Origin of the sequence: Streptomyces sp. NPDC060205 (assembly GCF_042728395.1) — a bacterium.
In the GTDB taxonomy this organism is placed as follows: Bacteria; Actinomycetota; Actinomycetes; order Streptomycetales; family Streptomycetaceae; genus Streptomyces.
In genome coordinates, this window is record NZ_JBHWZP010000018.1 from 39,055 (window position 1) to 61,628 (window position 22,574).

21 protein-coding genes are annotated in these 22,574 nt (G+C 71.3%); 12 read left to right on the top strand and 9 right to left on the bottom strand.

The genetic code is table 11. From position 1 onward, the window contains the following. Position 1: 1 nt before the first annotated feature. Together ACFWGJ_RS05275 and ACFWGJ_RS05280 are read right to left on the bottom strand one after the other, a co-directional pair. The gene (locus ACFWGJ_RS05275) at positions 2-1,246 is read right to left on the bottom strand and encodes a spermidine/putrescine ABC transporter substrate-binding protein (protein WP_387321179.1); all 1,245 of its coding nucleotides are present in this window, start codon (positions 1,244-1,246) and stop codon (positions 2-4) included. 50 nt (positions 1,247-1,296) lie between these two features. Further along, the gene (locus ACFWGJ_RS05280; protein WP_387321181.1) at positions 1,297-2,817 is read right to left on the bottom strand and encodes a gamma-aminobutyraldehyde dehydrogenase; all 1,521 of its coding nucleotides are present in this window, start codon (positions 2,815-2,817) and stop codon (positions 1,297-1,299) included. A 176-nt stretch (positions 2,818-2,993) separates the two neighbouring features. Between ACFWGJ_RS05280 and ACFWGJ_RS05285 the strand changes: the two genes are divergently transcribed. Beyond that, complete coding sequence (locus ACFWGJ_RS05285; RefSeq protein WP_387321183.1) at positions 2,994-3,605, top strand: NADAR family protein; 612 nt, start codon at positions 2,994-2,996, stop codon at positions 3,603-3,605. A gap of 434 nt (positions 3,606-4,039) precedes the next feature. Here ACFWGJ_RS05285 and ACFWGJ_RS05290 read toward each other — a convergent pair whose 3' ends face one another. Next, complete coding sequence (locus ACFWGJ_RS05290) at positions 4,040-4,354, bottom strand: DUF4190 domain-containing protein (RefSeq protein ID WP_387321185.1); 315 nt, start codon at positions 4,352-4,354, stop codon at positions 4,040-4,042. A gap of 449 nt (positions 4,355-4,803) precedes the next feature. Here ACFWGJ_RS05290 and ACFWGJ_RS05295 point away from each other — a divergent pair, with 449 nt between their 5' ends. The 3 genes from ACFWGJ_RS05295 (at position 4,804) to ACFWGJ_RS05305 (ending at position 8,003) form a co-directional block, all read left to right on the top strand. Further along, the gene (locus tag ACFWGJ_RS05295) at positions 4,804-5,952 is read left to right on the top strand and encodes an adenosine deaminase (protein WP_387321187.1); all 1,149 of its coding nucleotides are present in this window, start codon (positions 4,804-4,806) and stop codon (positions 5,950-5,952) included. Between the two features lie 25 nt (positions 5,953-5,977). Then, on the top strand, positions 5,978-6,661 hold the full coding sequence (locus tag ACFWGJ_RS05300; RefSeq protein WP_381833858.1) for a glycerophosphodiester phosphodiesterase: 684 nt from the start codon (positions 5,978-5,980) through the stop codon (positions 6,659-6,661). Between the two features lie 175 nt (positions 6,662-6,836). Continuing rightward, the gene (locus ACFWGJ_RS05305; RefSeq protein WP_387321189.1) at positions 6,837-8,003 is read left to right on the top strand and encodes a serine hydrolase domain-containing protein; all 1,167 of its coding nucleotides are present in this window, start codon (positions 6,837-6,839) and stop codon (positions 8,001-8,003) included. A 6-nt stretch (positions 8,004-8,009) separates the two neighbouring features. Here ACFWGJ_RS05305 and ACFWGJ_RS05310 read toward each other — a convergent pair whose 3' ends face one another. The 5 genes from ACFWGJ_RS05310 to ACFWGJ_RS05330 form a co-directional block, all read right to left on the bottom strand. Then, the gene (locus ACFWGJ_RS05310; RefSeq protein WP_387321191.1) at positions 8,010-8,624 is read right to left on the bottom strand and encodes a PadR family transcriptional regulator; all 615 of its coding nucleotides are present in this window, start codon (positions 8,622-8,624) and stop codon (positions 8,010-8,012) included. Between the two features lie 35 nt (positions 8,625-8,659). Continuing rightward, a complete protein-coding gene (locus ACFWGJ_RS05315; protein WP_387321193.1) occupies positions 8,660-9,466 on the bottom strand; it encodes an SGNH/GDSL hydrolase family protein in 807 nt (268 codons plus the stop codon). A 115-nt stretch (positions 9,467-9,581) separates the two neighbouring features. Continuing rightward, positions 9,582-10,799 (bottom strand): spermidine/putrescine ABC transporter substrate-binding protein, encoded by a 1,218-nt coding sequence (locus ACFWGJ_RS05320; RefSeq protein WP_387321195.1) that lies wholly within the window; start codon positions 10,797-10,799, stop codon positions 9,582-9,584. A 303-nt stretch (positions 10,800-11,102) separates the two neighbouring features. Beyond that, complete coding sequence (locus ACFWGJ_RS05325; protein WP_387321198.1) at positions 11,103-12,392, bottom strand: sensor histidine kinase; 1,290 nt, start codon at positions 12,390-12,392, stop codon at positions 11,103-11,105. Positions 12,393-12,406: 14 nt separating this feature from the next. Continuing rightward, a complete protein-coding gene (locus ACFWGJ_RS05330) occupies positions 12,407-13,060 on the bottom strand; it encodes a response regulator transcription factor (protein WP_387321200.1) in 654 nt (217 codons plus the stop codon). Between the two features lie 182 nt (positions 13,061-13,242). On the opposite strand from ACFWGJ_RS05330, the gene ACFWGJ_RS05335 reads away from it, so the two are divergent. Continuing rightward, the gene (locus ACFWGJ_RS05335; protein ID WP_387321202.1) at positions 13,243-13,842 is read left to right on the top strand and encodes a hypothetical protein; all 600 of its coding nucleotides are present in this window, start codon (positions 13,243-13,245) and stop codon (positions 13,840-13,842) included. An 87-nt stretch (positions 13,843-13,929) separates the two neighbouring features. On the opposite strand, the gene ACFWGJ_RS05340 is transcribed toward ACFWGJ_RS05335, so the two are convergent. After that, positions 13,930-15,366, bottom strand: a complete 1,437-nt coding sequence (locus ACFWGJ_RS05340) for a gamma-aminobutyraldehyde dehydrogenase (protein ID WP_387321204.1) — start codon at positions 15,364-15,366, stop codon at positions 13,930-13,932. A 223-nt stretch (positions 15,367-15,589) separates the two neighbouring features. On the opposite strand from ACFWGJ_RS05340, the gene ACFWGJ_RS05345 reads away from it, so the two are divergent. From ACFWGJ_RS05345 to ACFWGJ_RS05375, 7 genes are all read left to right on the top strand, one after another. Beyond that, positions 15,590-16,114: an Lrp/AsnC family transcriptional regulator gene (locus ACFWGJ_RS05345; protein ID WP_248777189.1), complete on the top strand. Its 525-nt coding sequence runs from the start codon at positions 15,590-15,592 to the stop codon at positions 16,112-16,114. Then, positions 16,099-17,496 carry an aspartate aminotransferase family protein gene (locus ACFWGJ_RS05350; RefSeq protein WP_387321206.1) on the top strand — a complete coding sequence of 466 codons (1,398 nt, stop codon included), beginning with the start codon at positions 16,099-16,101 and terminating at the stop codon, positions 17,494-17,496. Before ACFWGJ_RS05345 ends, ACFWGJ_RS05350 begins: the two co-directional genes overlap by 16 nt. A gap of 221 nt (positions 17,497-17,717) precedes the next feature. Beyond that, positions 17,718-18,494, top strand: a complete 777-nt coding sequence (locus ACFWGJ_RS05355) for an ABC transporter ATP-binding protein (protein ID WP_387321208.1) — start codon at positions 17,718-17,720, stop codon at positions 18,492-18,494. Continuing rightward, positions 18,476-19,810: a hypothetical protein gene (locus ACFWGJ_RS05360; RefSeq protein ID WP_387321210.1), complete on the top strand. Its 1,335-nt coding sequence runs from the start codon at positions 18,476-18,478 to the stop codon at positions 19,808-19,810. The genes ACFWGJ_RS05355 and ACFWGJ_RS05360 overlap by 19 nt, the downstream gene beginning before the upstream one ends. Before the next feature lie 143 nt (positions 19,811-19,953). Next, positions 19,954-20,361, top strand: a complete 408-nt coding sequence (locus tag ACFWGJ_RS05365) for a VOC family protein (RefSeq protein ID WP_387321212.1) — start codon at positions 19,954-19,956, stop codon at positions 20,359-20,361. Positions 20,362-20,481: 120 nt separating this feature from the next. After that, positions 20,482-21,615: an LOG family protein gene (locus ACFWGJ_RS05370; RefSeq protein ID WP_387321214.1), complete on the top strand. Its 1,134-nt coding sequence runs from the start codon at positions 20,482-20,484 to the stop codon at positions 21,613-21,615. Between the two features lie 166 nt (positions 21,616-21,781). Then, entirely contained in the window at positions 21,782-22,441 is a 660-nt protein-coding gene (locus ACFWGJ_RS05375; protein WP_387321216.1) for an LAETG motif-containing sortase-dependent surface protein, read from the top strand. Positions 22,442-22,574 lie beyond the last annotated feature (133 nt).

Genomic DNA, 22,574 nt, shown 5'->3' on the forward strand with positions numbered 1-22,574 from the left:
ATCACGCCCCCGTCAGCTTTGCGAACTTCTCTTCGTACGCCGTCTCTTCCTTGGTGCTCAGGGAGCGGAAGGAGTGCGACTTGGCCGCCATGGCGGCGTCGGGAATGATCAGCGGGTTGTCGGCCGCCGACTTGTCGATCTTCGCCAGTTCGGCCTTCACACCGTCGACGGGACAGACGTAGTTGATGTACGCGGCCAGCTGCGCCGCCGGACCCGGCTCGTAGTAGTAGTCGATGAGCCGTTCGGCGTTCGCCTTGTGCCGCGCCTTGTTCGGGACGAGCAGGTTGTCCGTGGACGTCAGATAGCCGCTGTCCGGGATGAGGAAGTCGACGTCCGGGCTGTCCGCCTTGAGCTGGACGACGTCGCCCGCCCAGGCGAGACAGGCCGCGAGGTCGCCCTTGGTGAGGTCGGAGGTGTAGTCGTTGCCCGTGAAGCGGCGGATCTGGCCCTTGTCGACGGCCTTCTGCATCCGGGCGATGGCCGCGTCGAAGTCGTCGTCCGTGAACTTCGCCGGGTCCTTGCCCAGGTCGAGCAGCGTCATCCCGACGCTGTCGCGCATCTCGGACAGGAAGCCGACGCGCCCTTTGAGTTTCGGGTTGTCGAGCAGGTCGGAGAGGGACTTCACCTCCACCCCGTCCAGCGCCTTCTTGTTGTAGGCGATGACGGTGGAGATACCGGTCCAGGGATACGAGTAGGCGCGTCCCGGGTCCCAGTCGGGGGTGCGGAACTGCTGGGAGAGGTTCGCGTACGCGTGCGGCAGGTGGGAGGCGTCCAGCTTCTGCACCCAGCCGAAACGGATCAGCCGGGCGGCCAGCCAGTCGGTGACGCAGATGAGGTCGCGCCCGGTGTCCTGGCCCGCCGCGAGCTGCGGCTTGAGCTTGCCGAAGAACTCGACGTTGTCGTTGATGTCCTCGGTGTACTTGACCTTGATGCCGGTGCGTTCGGCGAACGCGTCGAGCGTCGGGTGCCGCTTCTCGCTGTCGTCGACGTCCATGTACTCGGTCCAGTTGGAGAAGTTGATCTGCTTCTCCTTGGCCGAGTGGTCCTCGGACGAGACGCCCGCGGTGTTCTTCGCCGCCGGGATCCCGCAGGCGCTCAGCGTCCCGAGGCCGCCGAGGGCGAGCGCGCCGCCCGTCGAGGCGCGCAGCAGCGAACGGCGGCTGAGGGAGGCCCTGCCGTTGCGGAGGCTGCGCCGCACGGCGGCCAGTCGGGCCGGGGACAGTTGATCGGGCTCGTACTGCTCCATGCTCGTGGTGCCCTTTCGGGTGATTTCGGCCTGGTCCGGGCCAATGGCGACTAACGGTCCCCGAAGATCGTGCGGTGCCAGTCCTTCCTGGCCACCGCGGTGTTGTCGAACATGACGTGCTTGATCTGTGTGTACTCCTCGAACGAGTACGAGGACATGTCCTTGCCGAATCCGGACGCCTTGTAACCGCCGTGGGGCATCTCGCTGATGATCGGGATGTGGTCGTTGACCCACACGCAGCCCGCCTTGATCTCGCGGGTGGCCCGGTTCGCCCGGTACAGGTCACGGCTCCACGCGGAGGCGGCGAGACCGTACGGCGTGTCGTTGGCGAGGCGGATGCCCTCGTCGTCGCCGTCGAAGGGCACGACCACCAGGACCGGGCCGAAGATCTCCGCCTGCACGACCTCGCTGTCCTGCGCGGCGTCGGCGATCAGCGTCGGCCGGTAGTACGCGCCGTGCTCAAGCCCCTTCGGGATCTCGCCGCCGGTGACCACGCGCGCGTAGGAGCGCGCCCGGTCGACGAAGCCCGCGACCCGGTCGCGCTGGGCGACGGAGATCAGCGGTCCGAGATCGGTGTCCGGGGCGAACGGATCGCCGAGCCGGACGCTCTCCATCAGCTCCGCGGTCCTCGAAACGAACTCTTCGTAGAGGGGCCTTTGCACGTACGCGCGCGTGGCGGCCGTGCAGTCCTGGCCCGTGTTGATGAGCGCGCCCGCGACCGCGCCGTGCACGGCGGCCTCCAGGTCCGCGTCGTCGAAGACCACGAAGGGCGCTTTGCCGCCGAGCTCCAGGTGGAGGCGCTTGATGGTGGAGGTGGCGATCTCGGCGACGCGTCTGCCGACGGCGGTGGACCCGGTGAAGGAGGTCATGACGACGTCCGGGTGCCCGACCAGATGCTCACCGGCGTCCCGGCCCGCCCCGCTGATGACATTGACGACCCCGTCCGGGATGCCCGCGACGGTCGCCGCCTCGGCGAACAGCAGGGAGGTGAACGGGGTCAGCTCGGCGGGCTTGAGGACGATCGTGTTGCCTGCGGCGATCGCCGGGAGGACCTTCCAGGCGGCCATCTGGAGGGGGTAGTTCCAGGGAGCGATGGAACCGACGACCCCGATCGCCTCACGCCGTACGTACGAGGTGTGGTCGCCGGAGTACTCACCGGCGGACTGCCCCTGGAGATGCCGGGCCGCACCCGCGAAGAAGGCGGTGTTGTCGATCGTGCCCGGGACGTCGAACTCCCGGGTCAGCTTGATCGGCTTGCCGCACTGCAGGGACTCCGCCTGCGCGAACTCCTCGGCGCGCTCGGCGAGCACGGCGGCGAAGCGGTGCATGGCGTCGGAGCGCTCGCCCGGGGTGGCGCCGGACCAGCCGGGGAACGCCTCCCGCGCGGCCTCCACCGCCGCGTCCACGTCGTCCGTGCCCGCGAGTTCGTACGTGTGGAGGCCGTCGCCGGTGGCGGGGTCGACGACGGTGTGGTTCCGGCCGGACGTGCCCTTCGCCGGCCGGCCCGCGATGTACTGCGCGCCGTCCGCGAAGCGGTCCTGCGCCTGGAAGCGATGGCCCGGATTGTGCATTTCGCTCTCCTCCGCCGCATCCCCGAACCCGGGGGGTCGGCGTAGCTCCAGCTCGATTTGAGTGCCGATCCTGACAGAGCAATGGTGCTCCAACAAGTGATTCCGTTGTTGCCATTTGGTTACGCGACGGAATCTGTCGACCAGGTGTCGAGTCGCTGAGGAAAAGGCGGGACGGATTGTCAGTGGTGCGTGCCAGACTCGCGTGCATGGGGGAGATCGAATCGGGGATCGTGTCGCGGGAGTCGCTGGTCAGCGCGGTCCGGGCGGGGGCGAAGGTCAAGTACCTGTACTTCTGGGGGCACCGGCCGCGGGCGGACGGGCGGATCGGATCGAGTTGCCTGAGCCAGTGGTGGCCGTCGCCGTTCACGGTGGACGGGGTGGAGTACCGCACGGCGGAGCACTGGATGATGGCGCGCAAGGCGCGGCTCTTCGGTGACGCGGAGGCGGAGCGGCGGGCGCTCGACGCGCCGAATCCGGCGCTCGCGAAGAAGGCGGGGCGGTTGGTCCGTGGCTTCGACGAGTCCGTGTGGGAGCGGGAGCGGTTCGGGATCGTGGTGGCGGGAAGCGTGGCGAAGTTCGCGTCGGACGACGAACTTCGCGGGTTCCTGCTGGGCACGGGTGAGCGTGTGCTGGTGGAGGCCAGTCCCTTGGACCGGGTCTGGGGCATCGGGCTGGCCGCGGACGACGACCGGGCGTCCGACCCCGCGCGCTGGCAGGGCCTGAACCTGCTGGGCTTCGCCCTGATGGCAGCGAGGGAGCGCTTGCGCTCCGCGCAACGCTCCGCGTGAACGGCCCGGCGGGACGGGCTGCAGCCGCGGCACGACGGCACCCAAGTGGCCCCTGCGGGGCCGGGCAGGCCTGAACGGGTTCTTCCCTGCGCGGGCCCGACGGATTGGGCGCGTGGTCCCCTGCGGCCCGGTGGGGGCTGACCGCGCAGTTCCCCGCGCCCCTAAAGGGGCACCCCCGGCTGACAAACAGCCCGCACCAGAGCAACGTAGGCGCGCGAGAAACGGCGCGACCAACCCCCACCGACCGGCACCCACTCACCCGAGGGACGGACCCACCCCCCAAGGGGCGCGGGGAACTGCGCGGCCAGCCCCCACCGACCCGCACATGCCCACGCCCCGCACCACCCCAAGGGGCGCGGGGAACTGCGCAAAAGCCTCAGCCCCCGCTCACCCGCACCCGCACCCACACCCAGGGCGCCAGCCAAAACCCCCGCTCAGCGGACCGCAGTCAGCGACGTGCTGAAGCCGTCGTCCCCGCTCCCCGAGTCATCGATCTCCGTCTCGGGCAGCACCAGGAACACCACCAGGAACGCGATCCCGAGCGCAACACCGACCGCCCCACAGATGATCCCCGCCAACGCCTGCCCCGCATTCGTCGCCTGCCCCCGCCGAGCCCTCCCCCGCCCGATCACCCCGAAGATCACCGCGAGAATCCCGCACGCGAGCGCCACCGGCCACAGGCAGAACCCGACCGCCGCGACGATCCCGAGCACGAGCGACGCGGTCCCCAGCCCGTTGCTCGGCCCCATGGGCATCCCGGGCATCCCCGGCCACCCGTAACCGGGCCCACCCTGCACGGGGTAAGCCGGATAGCCGTACCCATGCGTATGTCCATGCCCATGCCCATGCACGGGCGGCCCGTACCCGTACGGCACCTGCCCCGGCCCTCCCGGCGCAACCGGCGGCGGCGGAACCGCGGAACCCCCCGGCGCCGCGTACGGATCCGGCGCCACGGGGAACGAGGTCACGGTCTGCCGGTCGTGCACCGAGGCCGGCCCGGCCTCCCGCGTACCCCTCGCGTCCACGGGCGGAGCCCAGGGATTCGGCTCGGCGGACGGCTTGCCCAGCGACACCTTCCGCGGCTCGTCGGCCGGCCCACCCGATGCCTGCGCGTCCTCGGCCATGCGCGGAGTCCCCTCTGTCGAACGTGGCGTCATGCTACGGCCCAAGCCTTCCCCCACCCGGACCGCGGCCTACGATGATCCCGAAGACGCATCACACCGCACCACCGAACCACCGCACCGCACCACCGATCAGCCGATCACCCGCGCCCACCCGCCGCACACCGGCCCGGCGCCGTTCCTGGGGAGGAACCTTGACCGACCTGCACGCCTTCATCGCCGGACTGCCCAAGGCAGAACTGCACGTCCACCACGTAGGCTCCGCCTCCCCCCGGATCGTCTCCGAGCTGGCCGCCCGCCACCGCGACTCCAAGGTGCCCTCGGACCCCGAGGCCCTGGTCGACTACTTCACGTTCACGGACTTCGCCCACTTCATCGACGTGTACCTGTCCGTCGTCGACCTCATCCGCACCCCCGAGGACGTACGCCTCCTCACGTACGAGGTCGCCCGCGACATGGCCCGGCAGCAGATCCGCTACGCCGAGCTGACGATCACGCCGTTCTCGTCGACCCGCCGCGGTATCGACGAGGGCGCCTTCATGGACGCCATCGAGGACGCCCGTATCGCCGCCGAGGCCGACTTCGGCACGATCCTGCGGTGGTGCTTCGACATCCCCGGTGAGGCGGGGCTCGAATCCGCCGAGGAGACGGTCCGTCTCGCCACCACCGACAAGCTCCGCCCGGAGGGCCTGGTCTCCTTCGGGCTGGGCGGGCCCGAGATCGGCGTGCCCCGGCCGCAGTTCAAGCCGTACTTCGACCGTGCGATCGCGGCCGGCCTGCACTCCGTACCGCACGCGGGCGAGACGACCGGCCCCGGGACGGTCTGGGACGCGCTGACGGACCTGCGGGCCGAGCGCATCGGCCACGGCACCAGTTCCGCCCAGGACCCGAAGCTCCTCGCGCACCTCGCCGAGCACCGGATCCCGCTGGAGGTGTGCCCGACCTCGAACATCGCCACGCGCGCGGTCCGCACGCTCGACGAGCACCCCATGAAGAAGTTCGTGGAGGCCGGCGTCGTCGTCACCGTCAACTCCGACGACCCGCCGATGTTCGGCACCGACCTCAACAACGAGTACGCGGTCGCCGCCCGCCTCCTCGATCTCGACGAGCGGGGTCTGGCGGAGCTCGCCAAGAACGCCGTCGCCGTCTCCTTCCTGGACGCCCCCGGCAAGGCGGCGCTGGCGGCGGAGATCGACACGTACACCGCCGGGTGGCTCGCGCCCTGAGGTTGCCCACCAGCACAATGGGCCGATGCGTACCGTGACTGCCGTGGCCCATCGCGGCGACCCCTACCGCGTCCGTGAGAACACGCTCGACTCCCTGCGTTCCGCGCTGCGCCGGGGCGCGGACGCCGTGGAGATCGACGTCCGGCCGACCCGCGACGGCGTGCCCGTCCTGCTCCACGACGACACGCTGAAGCGGCTGTGGGAGCGGGACCGGCCGCTGCGCTCGCTCTCCGCGGACGAGGTACGGGGTCTGACCGCGGGCGGGATCCCCACGCTGGAGGAGGCACTCAAGGCGACGGACGAGGGCCGGTTCATGATCGACCTGCCCGGCCAGCCGGACGTCCGTACCGTCCGCCGGATCGTCGAGGCCGTCCGGGACCTCGGCGCCGAGGAGCGCGTGTACTACTGCGCGGGGGCCGCCGCCATGCTCGCCGTCCGCGCGGCCGACCCCGCCGCCGAGATCGCCCTCACCTGGACGAGCCTCGCCCCGCCGCGGCCCGCGCTGCTGGACGCCGTACGGCCCCGTTGGCTCAACTACCGCTTCGGGCTGGTGGACCGCGACCTCGTCGAGAGGATCCACCGGGACGGATACCTGGTCTCGGTCTGGACGCCCGACACACGGCGGTCCATGCGGCGGCTCATCGCCGCAGGCGTCGACTCGATCACGACGAACCGCGTCGACACACTCCGTTCCCTGAGCCCGTCCTGAGCGCGCCTCTCCGGGATGACCCGGTGCGGGACCCTCAGGGACATCCCTGACAACACCCGTGCCGTGTAGGGAAGTTGCTCGGGGGCCGGCCAGGGTCGCCGCCCTCCCGGAGGATGATCCGCGAGGCGCCGTACGCCCGGAGGATGAAGGTCACCGATCACCCGGGAGTCAGCCGATGCCTGTCCGCGCCCGTGCCCGTGTCCGCACCGCCTGTGCCGCCCTGCTGGTGCTGGGCCTGACCGCGGGCCCCGTGGCCGGCAGCGCCCTCGCCGCTTCCCCGCCCACATCGTCCGCCGTACGTCAGGCCGTGGATCCGGCCACCGGCCGGGCTCTGCGTGCCGCGCTCGCGGGGCTCCCGGACGACGACGCGACGGCCGCGCTCGTCCGGGTGTCGGGCACGGACGGTGCCTGGCGGGGCAGCGCCGGGGTGCACGATCTGCCGAGTGGACGCGAGGCGCTGGCGGACGGGCGTTTCCGGGCCGGCTCCACGACCAAGGTCGTCACCGCGGCCGTCGTGCTCCAGCTCGCCGCCGAGGGCCGGGTGGACCTGGACGGGCACGTCCAGACCTACCTCCCCGGCCTCCTCCCGCAGGCCTTCGAGCCCGTCACCGTACGGCAGTTGCTCACCTTCACCAGCGGCCTGAAGCCGGGCTCGTCGCTCGGGGACGTGAACGGCGAGGGGTACGAGAGGCGGTACGAGACACTGACGCCCGAGGAGGTGGTGGCCGCCTCGGTCGCCCAGGGCCCCGCCTTCCGCCCCGGCGAGCGGCAGAACTACAGCAACATCGACTACACCGTGCTCGGCCTCCTCATAGAGAAGGTCACCGGCGACTCGTACGAGCACCAGGCGGCGGTACGGGTCCTGCGGCCGGCCGGGATGCGGCACACGTCCTTCCCCGGCGGCCCCGACCCGCGTATCCACGGACCGCACAACCGCGGCTATCAGAGACTGGCGGACGGCAGGCTCGTGGACGCCACCGAGTGGAACATGTCGGACCGGTGGGCCGCGGGCGACATGATCTCCACGACTGCGGACCTGGAGCGGCTCCTGCACGCGCTGTTCCGGGGTCGGCTGGTGCCCCAACCCCTCCTGGACAAGGAGATGTTCACCCTCCCCGACGTGCCGGGCGCGACCATGAGCGCCGGTCTCCAGCGGTTCGATCTGGGCAACGGCAGGATCCTCTGGCTGAAGTCGGGGGCGCGTCCCGGATACAGCACGCTCGTCGCGGCCACCCGCGATCTGTCCCGCACGCTCGTGTACTCGGTCAACGCGACGGACGCCAAGTCGGAGGACATGAACCCGGTGGCCGAGCGGATCGTACGGGCGGCCTTCGGGGGGTGAGGGCGGCTAGGGGGTGGGTTCGCCCGTGGGCGCGGGGGCGGCCGGGCCGTCGAGTACCGCCACGCGCTGAGCGAGGCGCTTCAGGACGGTCTCGCCCCACTGGAGGTTCCCCCGCTCCAGGGCGATGCCGCCCTGGAGGGTGAGGTAGGGGCCGATGCGCTCGGCGGACGCGAGGTGTTCGTCCTCGGTGCGGCCCGCCAGCATGCGTTCCCGCATGCGCAGATAGCGGGCGAGTTTGGCGGCGGACCGTTCGACGCGTTCGGCGACCGCGGTCCGTACGGCCTCGATGTCGTCGGTGTCCCCGATGTCGACGCACTGCACCTTGACCATCAGCTCGTCCCTGATGGCCAGCGGCTTCGCGGGGCCCTCAGTGACGAACGCGCGCAACACCCGGCGCCCGGCCTCGGTGAGCGAGAAGAGCCGTTTGTTGGGCCGGCGCTCCTGCTGGACGACGCGGGCGGAGACCAGCCCCTCACTCTCCATGCGCTCCAGCTCGCGGTAGAGCTGCTGGGGGGTGGCCATCCAGAAGTTGGCGACCGAGGCCTCGAAGCCCTTCGCGAGGTCGTACCCGGACGCCTCGCCCTCCAGAAGCGCGGCCATCACCGCATTGCGCAACGCCATGAGTTCAAGCTAGCACCGGGTTGATCAGCCGTTGATCAGTCAAGGACGCGGCTGTCGAGGCGGCCGGGCGGGAGCAGGTCCGGCCGCTTGGCCCGCCGCCCGTCGCCCGACGACCGGCCCCGGACCCGGCGCAGCAGCCAGGGCCCCAGGAAGCCGCCGACCCAGCGCAGTTCCGTCCCGACGGCCCGCAGCCGCGTGGGTACCGGCGCACCCGGCGGCAGGGGCAGCGTCCAGGCCTCGTCGCTGTCCGGCAGGCCGAAGGCATGCGCGACCGCGGCGGCGATCCGCGCATGGCCGAGCGGGCTCGCGTGCAGCCGGTCCGGACTCCACAGCCGGGGGTCCGTCACCACCTCGTGGGCGGACATGTCCGCGATGACCACTCCATGGCGTCCGGCCGCCTCCCGGATACGGGAGTTGAGGGCGAGGACCCGGCGGCCGAGCGGCCGGGCCAGCGGGCTGATGCGGCCGACATCGGGAAAGGTGACCGTCGCGACGCGGGCGCCCTGTCCGGTCAGCGCGGCGAACATCGCCTCCAGGTGGGCGCCCACCTCGTCCGCGTCGAAGCGGGGCCGCAGCAGGTCGTTCATCCCGGCGACCACGGTGGCCACATCGGGGCGCAGCGCGAGGGCCGCCGGGAGCTGTTCGGCACGCACCTGCCCGGCGAGGCGTCCGCGGACGGCGAGGTTGGCGTAGAGGACGTCCGGCGACCCCTTGGCCAGCTCCTCCGCGAACCGGTCGGCGCACCCGCGCAGCCCGGTCACGTCGTCGCCGTCGCCCAGCCCCTCGGTCTGGCTGTCGCCCAGGGCGACGTACCGCAGATATCCGCTTCCACCGTCGGACACGGGGTGCCCCCTTCTCGCCGCCACTCGCTCACTCACTCACTCACTACCCCACTAATACCCTATTCACTTTGTTGGCTATGACAAGGGGCGGCCACGCCACGGCCGTCGGCGCGGGCTACAGGCCGGCGATGGCGTTCCAGCGCTTCGCGAACTCCGTACGTTCCTTCGCCGTGATGTCGCGGGCGATCGCGAGCCGCTTGCGCATAGCGCTGTCGGGGAAGATCAGCGGATCCTCGGCGAGGGCCGCGGTCTCCTCGTCCTTGGCGGAGGCCAGGACGTCCTGGGCGGCCGGGACGGGGCAGACGTAGTTGACCCAGGCGGCGAGTTCCGCGGCCACGGCGGGCTCGTAGTAGTAGTCGACCAGTTCCTCCGCGTTCGCCTTGTGGCGGGCGAGGTTCGGGATCATCAGGGACTCGGACCAGAGCTCGGCGCCCTCCTCCGGCACGACGAACTCGATGTCGGGATCGTCGGCCTGCAACTGGATCACGTCACCGCTGTACGCCTGGCAGGCCAGTACGTCGCCGCTCGACAGGTCCTTGATGTAGTCGTTGCCGGTGAACCGGCGGATGTGGTGCGCGCGGACCAGTTCGTCGACCCGGTCGCACATCGTGTGGAAGTCGTCCGCGGTCCACCGGGTGATGTCGACGCCGTCACCCTGCATGAGCAGCGCGAACGCCTCGTCGAGCCCCGACAGCAGCGTGACCCGGCCCTTGAGGTCGCCGGCCCACAGGTCGGACACGTGCCGGATCTCCCGGCCCAGCCTGCGGCGGTTGTACGCGACACCGGTGATGCCCGACTGCCACGGCACGGTGGAGCGGCGCCCCGGGTCGAAGGCAGGGGAACGCAGTTGGGGATCGAGGTATCTGGTGATGTTCGGCTGCCGGGAGCGGTCCATCTCCTGGACCCAGCCGAGGCGGACGAACCGCGCGCACATCCAGTCACTGATGACGATCAGGTCCCGGCCCGTCTCCTGGTGGTTCATCAGGGACGGGCTGACCTTGCCGAAGAACTCGTCGTTGTCGTTGATCTCCTCGGTGTACGTGACCGCGATCCCGGTGCGTTTCTCGAAGGCGTCCAGGGTCGGGCGGCGCGACTCGTCCGCGTCGTCCGTGTCGATGTACAGCGGCCAGTTCGCCCAGGTCAGCCGCTTCTCCGTGGCTGAGAGGTCGCTTCTTCCCCGGTCTTTCGGGGCGACGTACGCGGCCGGTACGCCGCAGCCCGCGGCGAGCGTTGCGGCCGCGCCCGTGCCGAGGGTGCGCAGCAGGGTGCGGCGGGACAGTGGGGTTCGGGACAGGGGGGTTCTCGGGGTCGGGTGGCTCCGGTTCGCTGGCACGTCCGCAGCATGCCGGGCCCTCCGGCGGACGGGCAATGGACGTTGCGTCCAGCGGTCCGCCTCCCGGACGACAGGGTGTCGCCCCCGCCGCCCCTACCCTCCCCCAGTCTCGGCTTCGCTCGACCGGGGGGACCCCCATCGTCCACGCATGGGGGCTGCGCCCCCTCGCCCCCATTGTCCTCAAACGCCGGACAGGCTGGATACATCGCGGGCGGGCTGAGAACCTCGCGGGCGGGCGGAGAGATGCCGGCGCAGCCGCAACTCTCAGCCCGTCCGGCGTTTGAGGACGAGCGCGCAGCGCGATCAGGGGGCGAGGGGCGCAGCCCCATGCAGTGACGGGAAGGGTAGGGGCGGCGGGGGCGGAAACAGCACCTCCACCCACAACCCGCCCTCCCCCCGCGCCCGCGCCTCCACCACACCCCCATGCGCCCCCACGATCGCCGCCACGATCGACAACCCCAGCCCCGCCCCCTCCCCCCGCGCACGGCCCCGCACCCGCTCCACCCCCAGCCGCCGGAACGGCTCGAACAGCACCCCCACCTGATCCACCGGCACCAACGGCCCACTGTTGGCGATCCGCAAGGACGCCCGCCCGTCCACGACCCCGGTCCAGACGGTGACCCAACCCCCCTCCTCCGCGGGCACGTTGTGGCGGACGGCGTTCTCCAGCAGATTGCTCACCAGCCGTCCGATCAGCTGCGGGTCCCCGACGAGCGGCGCGGAGGTCAGCTCGGCCTCCACCCGGGCCCCGGCCCTGCCCTGGGGCAGCAACTCACCCGTCAGGACCGCGAGATCCACCGGCTCCCGCTCGGGCTCGGCCCGCTGCCCCCGCGCCAGCGTGAGCAGCGCCTCGATCAGCCGCTCCTGCTCCTGCCCCGCGGCCCGCACCCGCAGGCAGGCCGCCCGCAGGGACGCGGCGTCGGCGCGCGGGTCGGCCAGCGCCACGTCGACGACGGCCTGCTGCAGGGTGAGCGGAGTGCGCAATTCGTGCGACGCGTTGGCCACGAACCGCCGTTGTGCCTCGAAGGCGCCCTCCAGCCGGGCGAGCAGGTCGTCGAAGGTGTCGGCGAGGTCCTTGAGTTCGTCGTCGGGGCCGGACACGGCGAGGCGCCGGTGCAGATCGTCCGCGGAGATCCGCCGGGCCGCGACCGCCATGTCCCGCAGCGGCGCGAGAACCCGCCCGGCGACCAGCCATCCGAGGATCAGCGAGGCGATCACCATGACGCCGAGCGCGATCCCGGACTCGATGAGCAGTTGGTGGAGCTGGTCGTCGCGCTGGACGGCCAGCCGCTGGCGCACATAGCTCTCGACCGCGGCCGCCCCGGGCTTCGCGGCGGGCCCGGAGCCCGCGTCGCCCGCATCCACGCTGCCCGGTGCCGGCCGCGGGCCCGACCCCGCCCCGGACACGGCCAGCGACTGGTCCTCGGCCACGAGCGCGTACGTGAGCGCCAGCAGCACCGCCCCCGTCACCACGAACAGTCCGCCGTAGAGCAGGGTCAGCCGCCACCGGACGCTGTGCGGCCGCCGCCCCTTGCGCGCCCCCGGGAACGCGAACCGCCCGCGCACCGCACCCCTGGCATTCACCCCACTCACGCCACCCACACCGCTCACACCCGGTACCCGGCCTGCGCCACCGTCTCGATCAGCGGTGGATCGCCGAGCTTGCGCCGCAGCCTGCTGACCGTCACCTTCACGGTCTGGGTGAAGGGATCGGCCGCCTCGTCCCAGCCGCGCTCCAGCAGTTCCTCCGCGGAGACCACCGCCCCGCCGGCCGCCATCAGCAGCTCCAGGACCGCGAACTCCTTCGGGCTGAGCGGCAGCTGCCGCCCTTCGCGGGACGCCACCCGGCGGGCGGGGTCGAGCCGCAGGTCGCCGTGGACCAGAACGGGTGGCAACGCGGGCTGCGCGCGCCGCCCCAGGGCCCGTATCCGCGCGACGAGTTCGGTGAAGGCGAAGGGTTTCGGCAGGTAGTCGTCGGCGCCCATCCCGAGCCCCGCGACCCGGTCGGCGACCGTGCCGGACGCGGTCAGCATCAGTACCCGCGCCCGGCTGCCCCCCTCGGCCAGGGCCCGGCAGACCCGGTCACCGTGCAGTCCGGGCAGGTCACGGTCGAGCACGACGACGTCGTATCCGTTGACCGTGGCCCGCTCCAGCGCCGCATGGCCGTCCAGGGCGAGATCGACGGCCATCCCCTCCCTGCGCAGTCCCGCCGCGACGGTCTCGGCGAGCTCTTCGTGGTCCTCGACCACCAATACGCGCATCGGCATCTCCGGCTGCGTCTCCGGCTGTTGCGAACCCTGCGGCCAGCGTGCCCGCCGGGCGGTAACAGGGTGGTAAGAGCGCTCGTTCCCGTGCCGTAACCGCCCGCGCGCTGAGGTGTTCCCGACCGGGGGCCGACGTCCCCGCGACAGCCGACGCAGCAGGAAACACCAGGGAGGACCTCATGCGAAGTGCGACGAAACGCCATCGCCGACTGGCCGCGGCCTGCGCCCTGATCAGCGCGCTCACCCTCGGCGGGGTGTACGCCGGTCAGTCCGTGGCCGCCGGATCACCCTCGTCGTCGGACGGTGACTCGTCGTCCGGCGGCGGGTCGTCGTCCCCGAAGCCGCCGAAGGACGACGACTCGACCGACTGGAAGCGCCAGGACAAGGCGTCCCGCGCGTACACCGAGTGCATGCGCGACAACGGTCTGGAGGACTTCCCCGACGTCGTCATCTGGACGGCGGACGGGGGGCGCGGGGTGAAGGTACGCATCGACAGGGGCGAGGGGGACGACGCGAAGCGCCCGGACCCGGCCTCGAAGGAGTTCCGCAAGGCCGCCAAGGCCTGTCAGGACATCCTCGACGACATCGGCGTCAAGCTGCCGGTCCCGCCGGGTGACCTGCCCGGGAAGGGCGGCGGCCCCTTCCCGGCCCCCGGCGGCTGCGGTGAGATCCGGCAGCACGAGAAGGGGAACGACGGCAAGGGGAGCGGCGACCGGCGCGAGGACGGCGAGGGCGGCGACACGGAGTCGAGCGTCGAGGGCCTCGTCCTCAGCGGCTGACCCGCGACCGCGGAGGCCCCAGGCGGACCACCTCCCGCCCGGGGCCTCGTACCACGTACCGCGTGTCCCGTACCGCCTGCCGAGCGCTCAGCCCAGCGACGTCATGACGTGCTTGATGCGCGTGTAGTCGTCGAAGCCGTACCCCGACAGGTCCTTGCCGTAGCCGGAGTGCTTGAAGCCGCCGTGCGGCATCTCCGCGACCAGCGGGATGTGCGTGTTGATCCACACGCAGCCGAAGTCGAGGACCTTGGACATGCGCATCGCGCGCGCGTGGTCCTTCGTCCAGACGGAGGAGGCGAGCGCGTACTCGACGCCGTTCGCGTACTCGACGGCCTGGGCCTCGTCCGTGAAGGACTGGACGGTGATGACCGGGCCGAAGACCTCGTTCTGGATGATCTCGTCGTCCTGCTTCAGGCCGGAGACGACGGTCGGGGCGTAGAAGTAGCCCTTCTCGCCGACGCGGTGGCCGCCCGCCTCGACCTTGGCGTGCGCGGGCAGCCGCTCGATGAAGCCGGAAACCTGCTTGAGCTGGCTCGGGTTGTTGAGCGGCCCGTACAGCACGTCCTCGTCGTCCGGCTGCCCGGTCTTCGTGTCGGCGGCGGCCTTGGCGAGCGCGGCCGTGAACTCGTCGTGGATGGACTCCTGTACGAGGACGCGGGTGGCGGCCGTACAGTCCTGGCCCGCGTTGAAGAAGCCCGCCACCGAGATGTCCTCGACGGCCTTGGCGATGTCGGTGTCCTCGAAGACCACGACGGGCGCCTTGCCGCCCAGCTCCAGATGGACCCGCTTGACGTCCTTGGCGGCGGACTCGGCGACGGAGATGCCCGCCCGCACGGATCCGGTGATGGACGCCATGGCCGGGATCCTGTGCTCGACCATCGCGCGGCCGGTGTCGCGGTCGCCGCAGATGACGTTGAAGACTCCCTCGGGGACGACCGAGCCGATGATCTCGGCGATCAGGACCGTGGAGGCCGGGGTGGTGTCGGACGGCTTGAGCACGACCGTGTTGCCCGCGGCGAGCGCCGGGGCGAACTTCCACACGGCCATCATCATCGGGTAGTTCCACGGCGCGACCTGCGCGCAGACACCGACCGGCTCGCGGCGCACGATCGAGGTCAGGCCCTCCATGTACTCGCCGGCCGACCTGCCCTCCAGCATGCGCGCGGCGCCCGCGAAGAAGCGGATCTGGTCGACCATGGGCGGGATCTCCTCGGACCGGGTCAGTCCGATGGGCTTGCCCGTGTTCTCGACCTCCGCGGCGATGAGTTCCTCGGCGCGCTCCTCGAAGGCGTCCGCGATCTTCAGGAGGGCCTTCTGGCGCTCGGCGGGGGTCTGGTCGCGCCAGGCGGGGAACGCCGCGGCGGCGGCCTCCATCGCGGCGTCGACGTCGGCCTGACCGGACAGCGGCGCGGTGGCGTACGCCTCGCCCGTCGCGGGGTTGACCACGTCCGTGGTCCGTCCATCGGCGGCATCGCGGAACTCTCCGGCGATGTAATTACGCAGACGACGCAGCTCGGTGCTCACTGCCCGGCCCTCCTGTCGGATGTCCACAACGGATGTCCTACGACTGTTCTTCTACGGTCCTTCGCCCCAGGTGTCCACCACCTGAGACGCCAGGCCTCCCACCCTAATCCTCGCCCCGACGTTTTCAACACCCCCGCTGGCCTCAGAGCTGCGAAATCCGCAGAGTTGAAACACGTAAACAACGGATTTCATCGATCACACCTTGCGGAACTGTCGAGCCCTCGTGCAGAGTGAGCGCGTGGCCAGTCGAAGCGCAGACCCCAGGGATCCCCGGGACTCCCGTGAGTCCAGGAGCGGCACCCCTCAGCTGGATGCCGTCTCCCTCGGCATCATCGAGCAGCTCCAGGAGGACGGCCGCCGGCCGTACGCCGCGATAGGCAAGGCCGTGGGCCTTTCCGAGGCGGCCGTGCGCCAGCGCGTCCAGAAGCTGCTCGACCAGGGCGTGATGCAGATCGTCGCCGTCACGGACCCGCTCACCGTGGGCTTCCGCAGGCAGGCGATGGTCGGCATCAACGCCGACGGCGACCTGGAACCGGTCGCGGACGCGCTGACCGCCATGCCGGAGGTCGAGTACGTGGTGATGACCGCGGGCTCCTTCGACATCCTCGCCGAGATCGTCTGCGAGGACGACGACCACCTGCTGGACGTCATCAACAAACGCATCCGGATCCTGCCCGGCGTGCGCTCCACCGAGAGCTTCGTCTACCTCAAGCTCAAGAAGCAGACCTACATGTGGGGAACCCGATAGCCGTGACTGCCAAGGACCTCAGCCGCACCGCGTACGACCACCTGTGGATGCACTTCACCCGCATGTCCTCGTACGAGAACGCGCCCGTCCCCACGATCGTCCGTGGCGAGGGGACGTACATCTACGACGACAAGGGCAAGCGCTACCTCGACGGTCTGGCCGGTCTGTTCGTGGTCCAGGCGGGCCACGGCCGCGCCGAGCTGGCCGAGACGGCCGCCCGGCAGGCCCAGGAACTGGCCTTCTTCCCGATCTGGTCGTACGCCCACCCGAAGGCCGTCGAGCTGGCCGAGCGCCTCGCGCACCACGCTCCCGGCGACCTGAACAAGGTCTTCTTCACCACCGGCGGCGGCGAGGCCGTCGAGACCGCGTGGAAGCTCGCAAAGCAGTACTTCAAGCTGCGGGGCAAGCCGACCAAGTACAAGGTCATCTCGCGTGCGGTCGCCTACCACGGCACCCCGCAGGGCGCCCTGTCCATCACGGGCCTGCCCGCCTTGAAGGCCCCGTTCGAGCCGCTGGTCCCCGGCGCCCACAAGGTCCCGAACACCAACATCTACCGCGCGCCCGCGTTCCTCGACAACGGCTCCGGCGTCTCCCCCGAGGCCTTCGGCCGCTGGGCCGCCGACCAGATCGAGGAGCAGATCCTCTTCGAGGGCCCGGAGACGGTCGCCGCCGTCTTCCTGGAGCCCGTGCAGAACGCCGGCGGCTGCTTCCCGCCGCCGCCCGGCTACTTCCAGCGGGTGCGCGAGATCTGCGACCAGTACGACGTGCTGCTCGTCTCGGACGAGGTCATCTGCGCCTTCGGCCGCCTCGGCACGATGTTCGCCTGCGACAAGTTCGACTACGTACCGGACATGATCACCTGCGCCAAGGGCATGACCTCGGGCTACTCCCCGATCGGCGCCTGCATCATCTCGGACCGCCTCGCCGAGCCGTTCTACCAGGGCGACAACACCTTCCTGCACGGCTACACCTTCGGCGGCCACCCGGTGTCGGCGGCCGTCGGCCTCGCGAACCTCGACATCTTCGAGCGCGAGAAGCTCAACGAGCACGTCCTGGCCAATGAGGGCGCGTTCCTGTCCACCCTGCAGAAGCTGCACGACCTGCCGATCGTCGGCGACGTCCGCGGCAACGGCTTCTTCTACGGCATCGAGCTGGTGAAGGACAAGGCCACCAAGGAGACCTTCACGGACGAGGAGTCGGAGCGCGTGCTCTACGGCTTCGTCTCCAAGAAGCTCTTCGAGTACGGCCTCTACTGCCGCGCCGACGACCGCGGCGACCCGGTCATCCAGCTGTCGCCGCCGCTGATCTCCGACCAGTCGACGTTCGACGAGATCGAGGGCATCGTCCGTCAGGTGCTGACGGAGGCCTGGGCGAAGCTGTGAGCTGAACCTTTGAGCTGAACAAGTGATCAACACCGGCCCCGGTGGCGCCCGTTCGAGTGAGAATGAGCGACCCGGGGCCGTGTGCTGTCCGGCCTCCGGGCCCCGACTCCCTAGCGTGCCCAGTGACCGATCGGCCCTGCCTTCGTTCCCCCGACCGGGGGAACCGGTGACCTTCCGAGGACGCCCGGGCAGCGCAAATCAGATCTGAAGAGGTGTACGCGATGGCGGCTCCGCCGGACAACGACGTGCTCTGGGCACGTGCCCTGCACGTCAAGCACAACGGCTCACCCGCACTCACCGGCGTCTCACTCGGGGTCCGCGAGGGCGAGATCCTGGCCGTCGGCGGCCCGCGCGGCAGCGGCAAGACGACGCTCCTGCAGTGCCTGTCGGGACAGCTCCTGGCGGAGCAGGGCGAGGTCTGGTTCAACAGCGCACCCGTGCACACCATGAGCCCGGCCAAGCGTGAGCGGCTGCGCCGCGACCGCTTCGGCTGGATCGACCCCGTGCCGGTCCTGGTCCCCGAGCTGACCGCCTGGGAGAACGCCGCCCTGCTCCTGATGCTGCGCGGCGTGAGCCGCCGCCGGGCCAAGACCGCCGCGCTGGAGTGGCTGGACCGCCTCGACGTCGGCGGCTGCGCCCGCAAACGCCCGTACGCCCTGCGCCGCTCGGAGGCCCAGCGAGTGGCCATCGCCCGCGCCCTGGCGCCCGCACCGAGCGTGATCTTCGCCGACGAGCCCACCGCGCCCCTGCACCGCGCCGACCGCGCGCAGGTGCTGCGGACGCTCACCGCGGCGGCCCGTTCGCACGGGATCACCGTCGTCCTGGCCACGCACGACACGGACACCGCGGCGCTCGCCGACCGCACGGTGTCGCTGCTCGACGGACGGCGCGTGCACACGGTGCACCTGCCGCCGGTCGCGGAACCACCACCCGGGCCCGCCGCGCCGGCCGGGCCCGCCGAGACGGAAGGCCGGGCCGCGTGCTCGCTCTCCGCCTAGTCCGCGGGGCCCACCCCGCCGTCCAGTTCCGCCGGCTCCTCGTCGCCGCGGCGTCCGGGGGCACCGGCTTCCTGCTCCTGTGCACCCTGGGATACGCGATGGGGCATCCGGACGCCTCCACGGCAGCCGTGCTCCGGCTCGCCTGGTGCCTCGCGCCGATCGCGGCCACCGTGCAGTTCGCAGTCGCCGTCGCCCGGACCGACCCCGCCACCCGCCCCCGGGCCGGGCTCGCGGCGATCGGCCTGGGACCCGCGCAGCTGATGGCCCTGGCGGCCGTCTCCACCGCCGTGTCCTGCACGCTGGGGTCGATGGTCGCCCTGCTGTTCTTCCTGCACCTGCGCGGCGATCTGACAGGCCTGCCCTTCGACGGCGACGCGGCCGGCTTCCTCGCCGCGAACCAGCCACTGCCCCTGCCCGCCACGCTCACGCTGCTGGCCCTGGTACCGGCCCTCGCGTCCGCGGCCAGCGCGATCGTACTGCGCCCCCGGGTCCCACCCCCGCCCCTGAAAGGGGCGCGGGGAACGGCGCGACAAGCCCCCACACACCCGCGGACTCCCCACGACCTGGCCCCAGAAGGGGCGCGGGGAACGGCGCGATCAACCACCGCGGACCCGCAGATCCCCGACAACCTGCCCCCGGAAGGGGCGCGGGGAACGACGCGACAAGCCCCCACGCACCCGCACAGTCCCCACGACCTCCACCCCCACCCCCTCCCCACCCCCACCGGCCTCCCCTGGGGCGCAGCCGTACTGGCCGCAGGCCTCGCGGTAGAGGCGTACGCGGGAAGGGGCCCCCACGAGGCCCCCGCACTGCCGGGCGGCCTCACAGGAGCCCCCTTCGGGGTCCTGGCCGGCTGGGCCCTCACCGCAGTGGGCCTGGCCCTCGCCGGCCCCGCCCTCACCCACCTCTGCGGCAGACTCCTCCAGTCCGTACGCCCGAGCGCCCCCCGCCTGCTCGCCGGCCGCGTCCTCATGGAGGAGGCGACCCGCATCGGACGCCCGCTCGGCGTGCTGTGCGCGGTGGCGTCGGGCACGTACGCCATGGCCGTGCTCCGCACCACGACACGCCCCGGCATCGGCCCCCTCACCACCCTCGGCCTGCTGCTCGTCACCGGATGCGCCCTGGCCACGCTGCTGACCGCCGCCGTCGAGGCGAGAGACGCGCGCGCCGGCACCACCGCCGCCCTGCTGCGGATCGGCGCACCCGCCTCGACACTGCGCGCGGCGGCGGCCCTGCGCGCCGGAGCCCTGATCGCCGTCCTCACCCCCCTGACCTGGGCGGTCGCGGAGCTGGCGGCCATGCCACTGGTCCGCTGACACGGCGTACGAGAACGGACCGGACGCCCGGCCGACCGCCTGATCGAGCGCCCGTACGAAAAAGATGCGCGCGGACCGATGACTTTTCGGCGGGCCCCCGGTCTGACCCTCCGAACAGCGACTCACCCGACGGAGGACCTCCCATGTACCAGCAGATGATCTTCGTGAACCTGGCCGTGAACGACGTGGACGTGTCCAGGAAGTTCTTCTCGGAGCTCGGCTACACGATCAACGCCCAGTTCTCGGACGAGAACTGCGCGTCCGTCGTCATCAGCGACACGATCGTCGCGATGCTGCTGAACAAGCAGCGCTACGCGGACTTCACGAAGAAGGAGATCGCGGACTCGACGAAGACGAGCGAGGTACTCCTGTGTCTGAGCGCCGAGAGCCGCGAGAAGGTCGACGAACTGGTCGACAAGGCTATCGCGGTGGGCGGCTCGGCGAGCGGGGAGACCCAGGACCACGGGGTCATGTACGGGCGCGCCTTCGACGACCCGGACGGCCACACCTGGGAGGTCATGTGGATGGACCCGTCCGTCGTCCAGGGCTGACTCCTCCGCCCACGCCCACGCCCACGCCCCCGCACACGCACACGCCCGCGCTCCCGTCCGCGCCCGAAGGCGTCACGGCCGGACGGACCGCGTGCGAACAGCCCGTGCTTACATGGGCGGGTGCAGACGAGCCCCGCCCATGTGGCCCATCACAACGACCGTGAGATCGAGACACTGGAGGAGTTCGACGCGACCGTCTCGGCCCGCGGCACCCTCACCGGCTTCCGCGTCCAGGCCGTCGACCTGACGGACCGTACGAAGGAGCTGCTCGCCAGCGACACCGCGGGCGCCGTCTTCCTGGGCTGCCCGATGCGGGAGAACGCGGCGGCGAAGATCCGGGCCGACGGCGCGCTGGTCTTCCCGCCCCTGCCCGGTGTGCCGTTCGACCCGTACCGCGGTCATCTCTACACGCCCGACGAGCTGTTCCGCACCCTCGACCAGGGCTACGAGGCGACGCCGGACGCCGTCGCGTACGACTGGTTCCGGCGGACCCGGGCCGACGGGGACGTCTACGCGTCGATGCTGCGCTCCATCCACGACGACGCCGTCTCCGACGCCCTGGACGAACTCCTGCGCGGGGCACGCGTGGTGGGCGTGATGGGCGGCCACGCCATCGCGCGCGGCACCGAGGAGTACGGGGGCGCGGCCCGGCTGGGCCGCGCGCTCGCCCGCGCCGGGTTCACGGTGGCGACCGGCGGCGGCCCCGGCGCGATGGAGGCAGCCAACCTCGGCGCGTACGCGGCCCCGTACCGCGACGGCATGCTGGACGAGGCGTGCGAACTCCTCGGGAAGGTGCCGTCGTTCGTGCCGTCGGTGACCGACTGGGCGCGCGCCGCCTTCGAGGTGCGCGAGCGCTGGCCGAAAGGCAACGCCTCCGTCGGCATCCCCACCTGGTTCTACGGGCACGAGCCGCCGAACGCCTTCGCCTCCCACATAGCCAAGTACTTCGCCAACGCCACCCGCGAGGACGGCCTGCTGGCCCGCTCGAACGCGGGCGTGGTCTTCCTGCCCGGCGCCGCCGGTACGGTCCAGGAGGTCTTCGACAACGCGACCCCCAACTACTACGAGTCGCGCGGCGAACCCACCCCCATGGTCCTGGTGGACCGCGCCCACTGGACACAGCGGCTGCCGGCCTGGCCGCTCCTCCAAGCCCTCGCCCACGACCGCCCGATGGAGTCCCGCATCGCGCTGGTGGACCGGATCGAGGAGGCTCCGGAGGCGCTCGACCGCCTGTCGCGTGTAAATGAAACCTAAAAGCCAAGGGGCAAGACGGACACACGGATTGACAACCGGAGAGTGCGCCCAATAAACCTGTGAGGCGTCTGGGATTGCTGTTTCTCAGTAGCTCCCATCAACCCCCCTCATTTTGTGCATCCCGTGAAGGGCAACCGTGTCCATATCTCGCCGTACCGCACGTTCTGTGCGCATTCTCGGAGTTGCCTCCGCCTCGGCCGCGCTCACGCTCGGCCTCGCCGGCAACGCGCTCGCCTGCAACATCAGTGAGTTCTCGGCCGTCGCCAAGTGCGACGGTACGAAGGGCGTCATCAGCGTCACCGACAAGGACCCGTCGGGCGTCAAGGCCAAGGTCAGTGTCTACCTCCAGTCGAACGGTGCCGACGCGAAGCTCGTCGGTGAGCAGGAGGTCGAGGGCACGCGCGAGGGCGTGACCATCGACTTCTCCGAGGACTGGAAGCCGGAGGCGACGTACCGCGTGCACGTCAAGGCCGGCAACCAGGTCGACGAGGACATCAAGCCGAACCTCGTCACCCCGGCCGAGGCGTGCAAGTCCGATGAGACGTCCACGCCTCCGGCGACCCCGAAGCCCTCGGAGAAGCCTTCCGAGCCCGCCGAGGAGCCGTCGAAGCCCGCCGCCGAGTCCCCGGAGCCGTCCGAGTCGGAGAGCACTCCGGCCGCGTCGACCGGTGACAACGCACCGTCCCCCGCGGGCGACTCGAACCTCGCGGAGACCGGTTCCAGCTCCAACACCGGTGCGATCGCCGGCATAGCGGCCGCGCTCGTGGCGGCCGGCGCCGGCGTGATGTTCGCGCTCCGCCGCCGAGGCGCAGCAAAGACCCGCTGACCCACCCAGCAGTGGGGCGCCCCCCCCCCACCCCCGCGGGGGGGGGGCCACCCCGCGCCCCCCCCCCCCCCCCCCCCGGGGCGGGGGCCGGCGGCGTGGTTAGGGGGGCAAACCACGGGGGAGCGGCCCAACC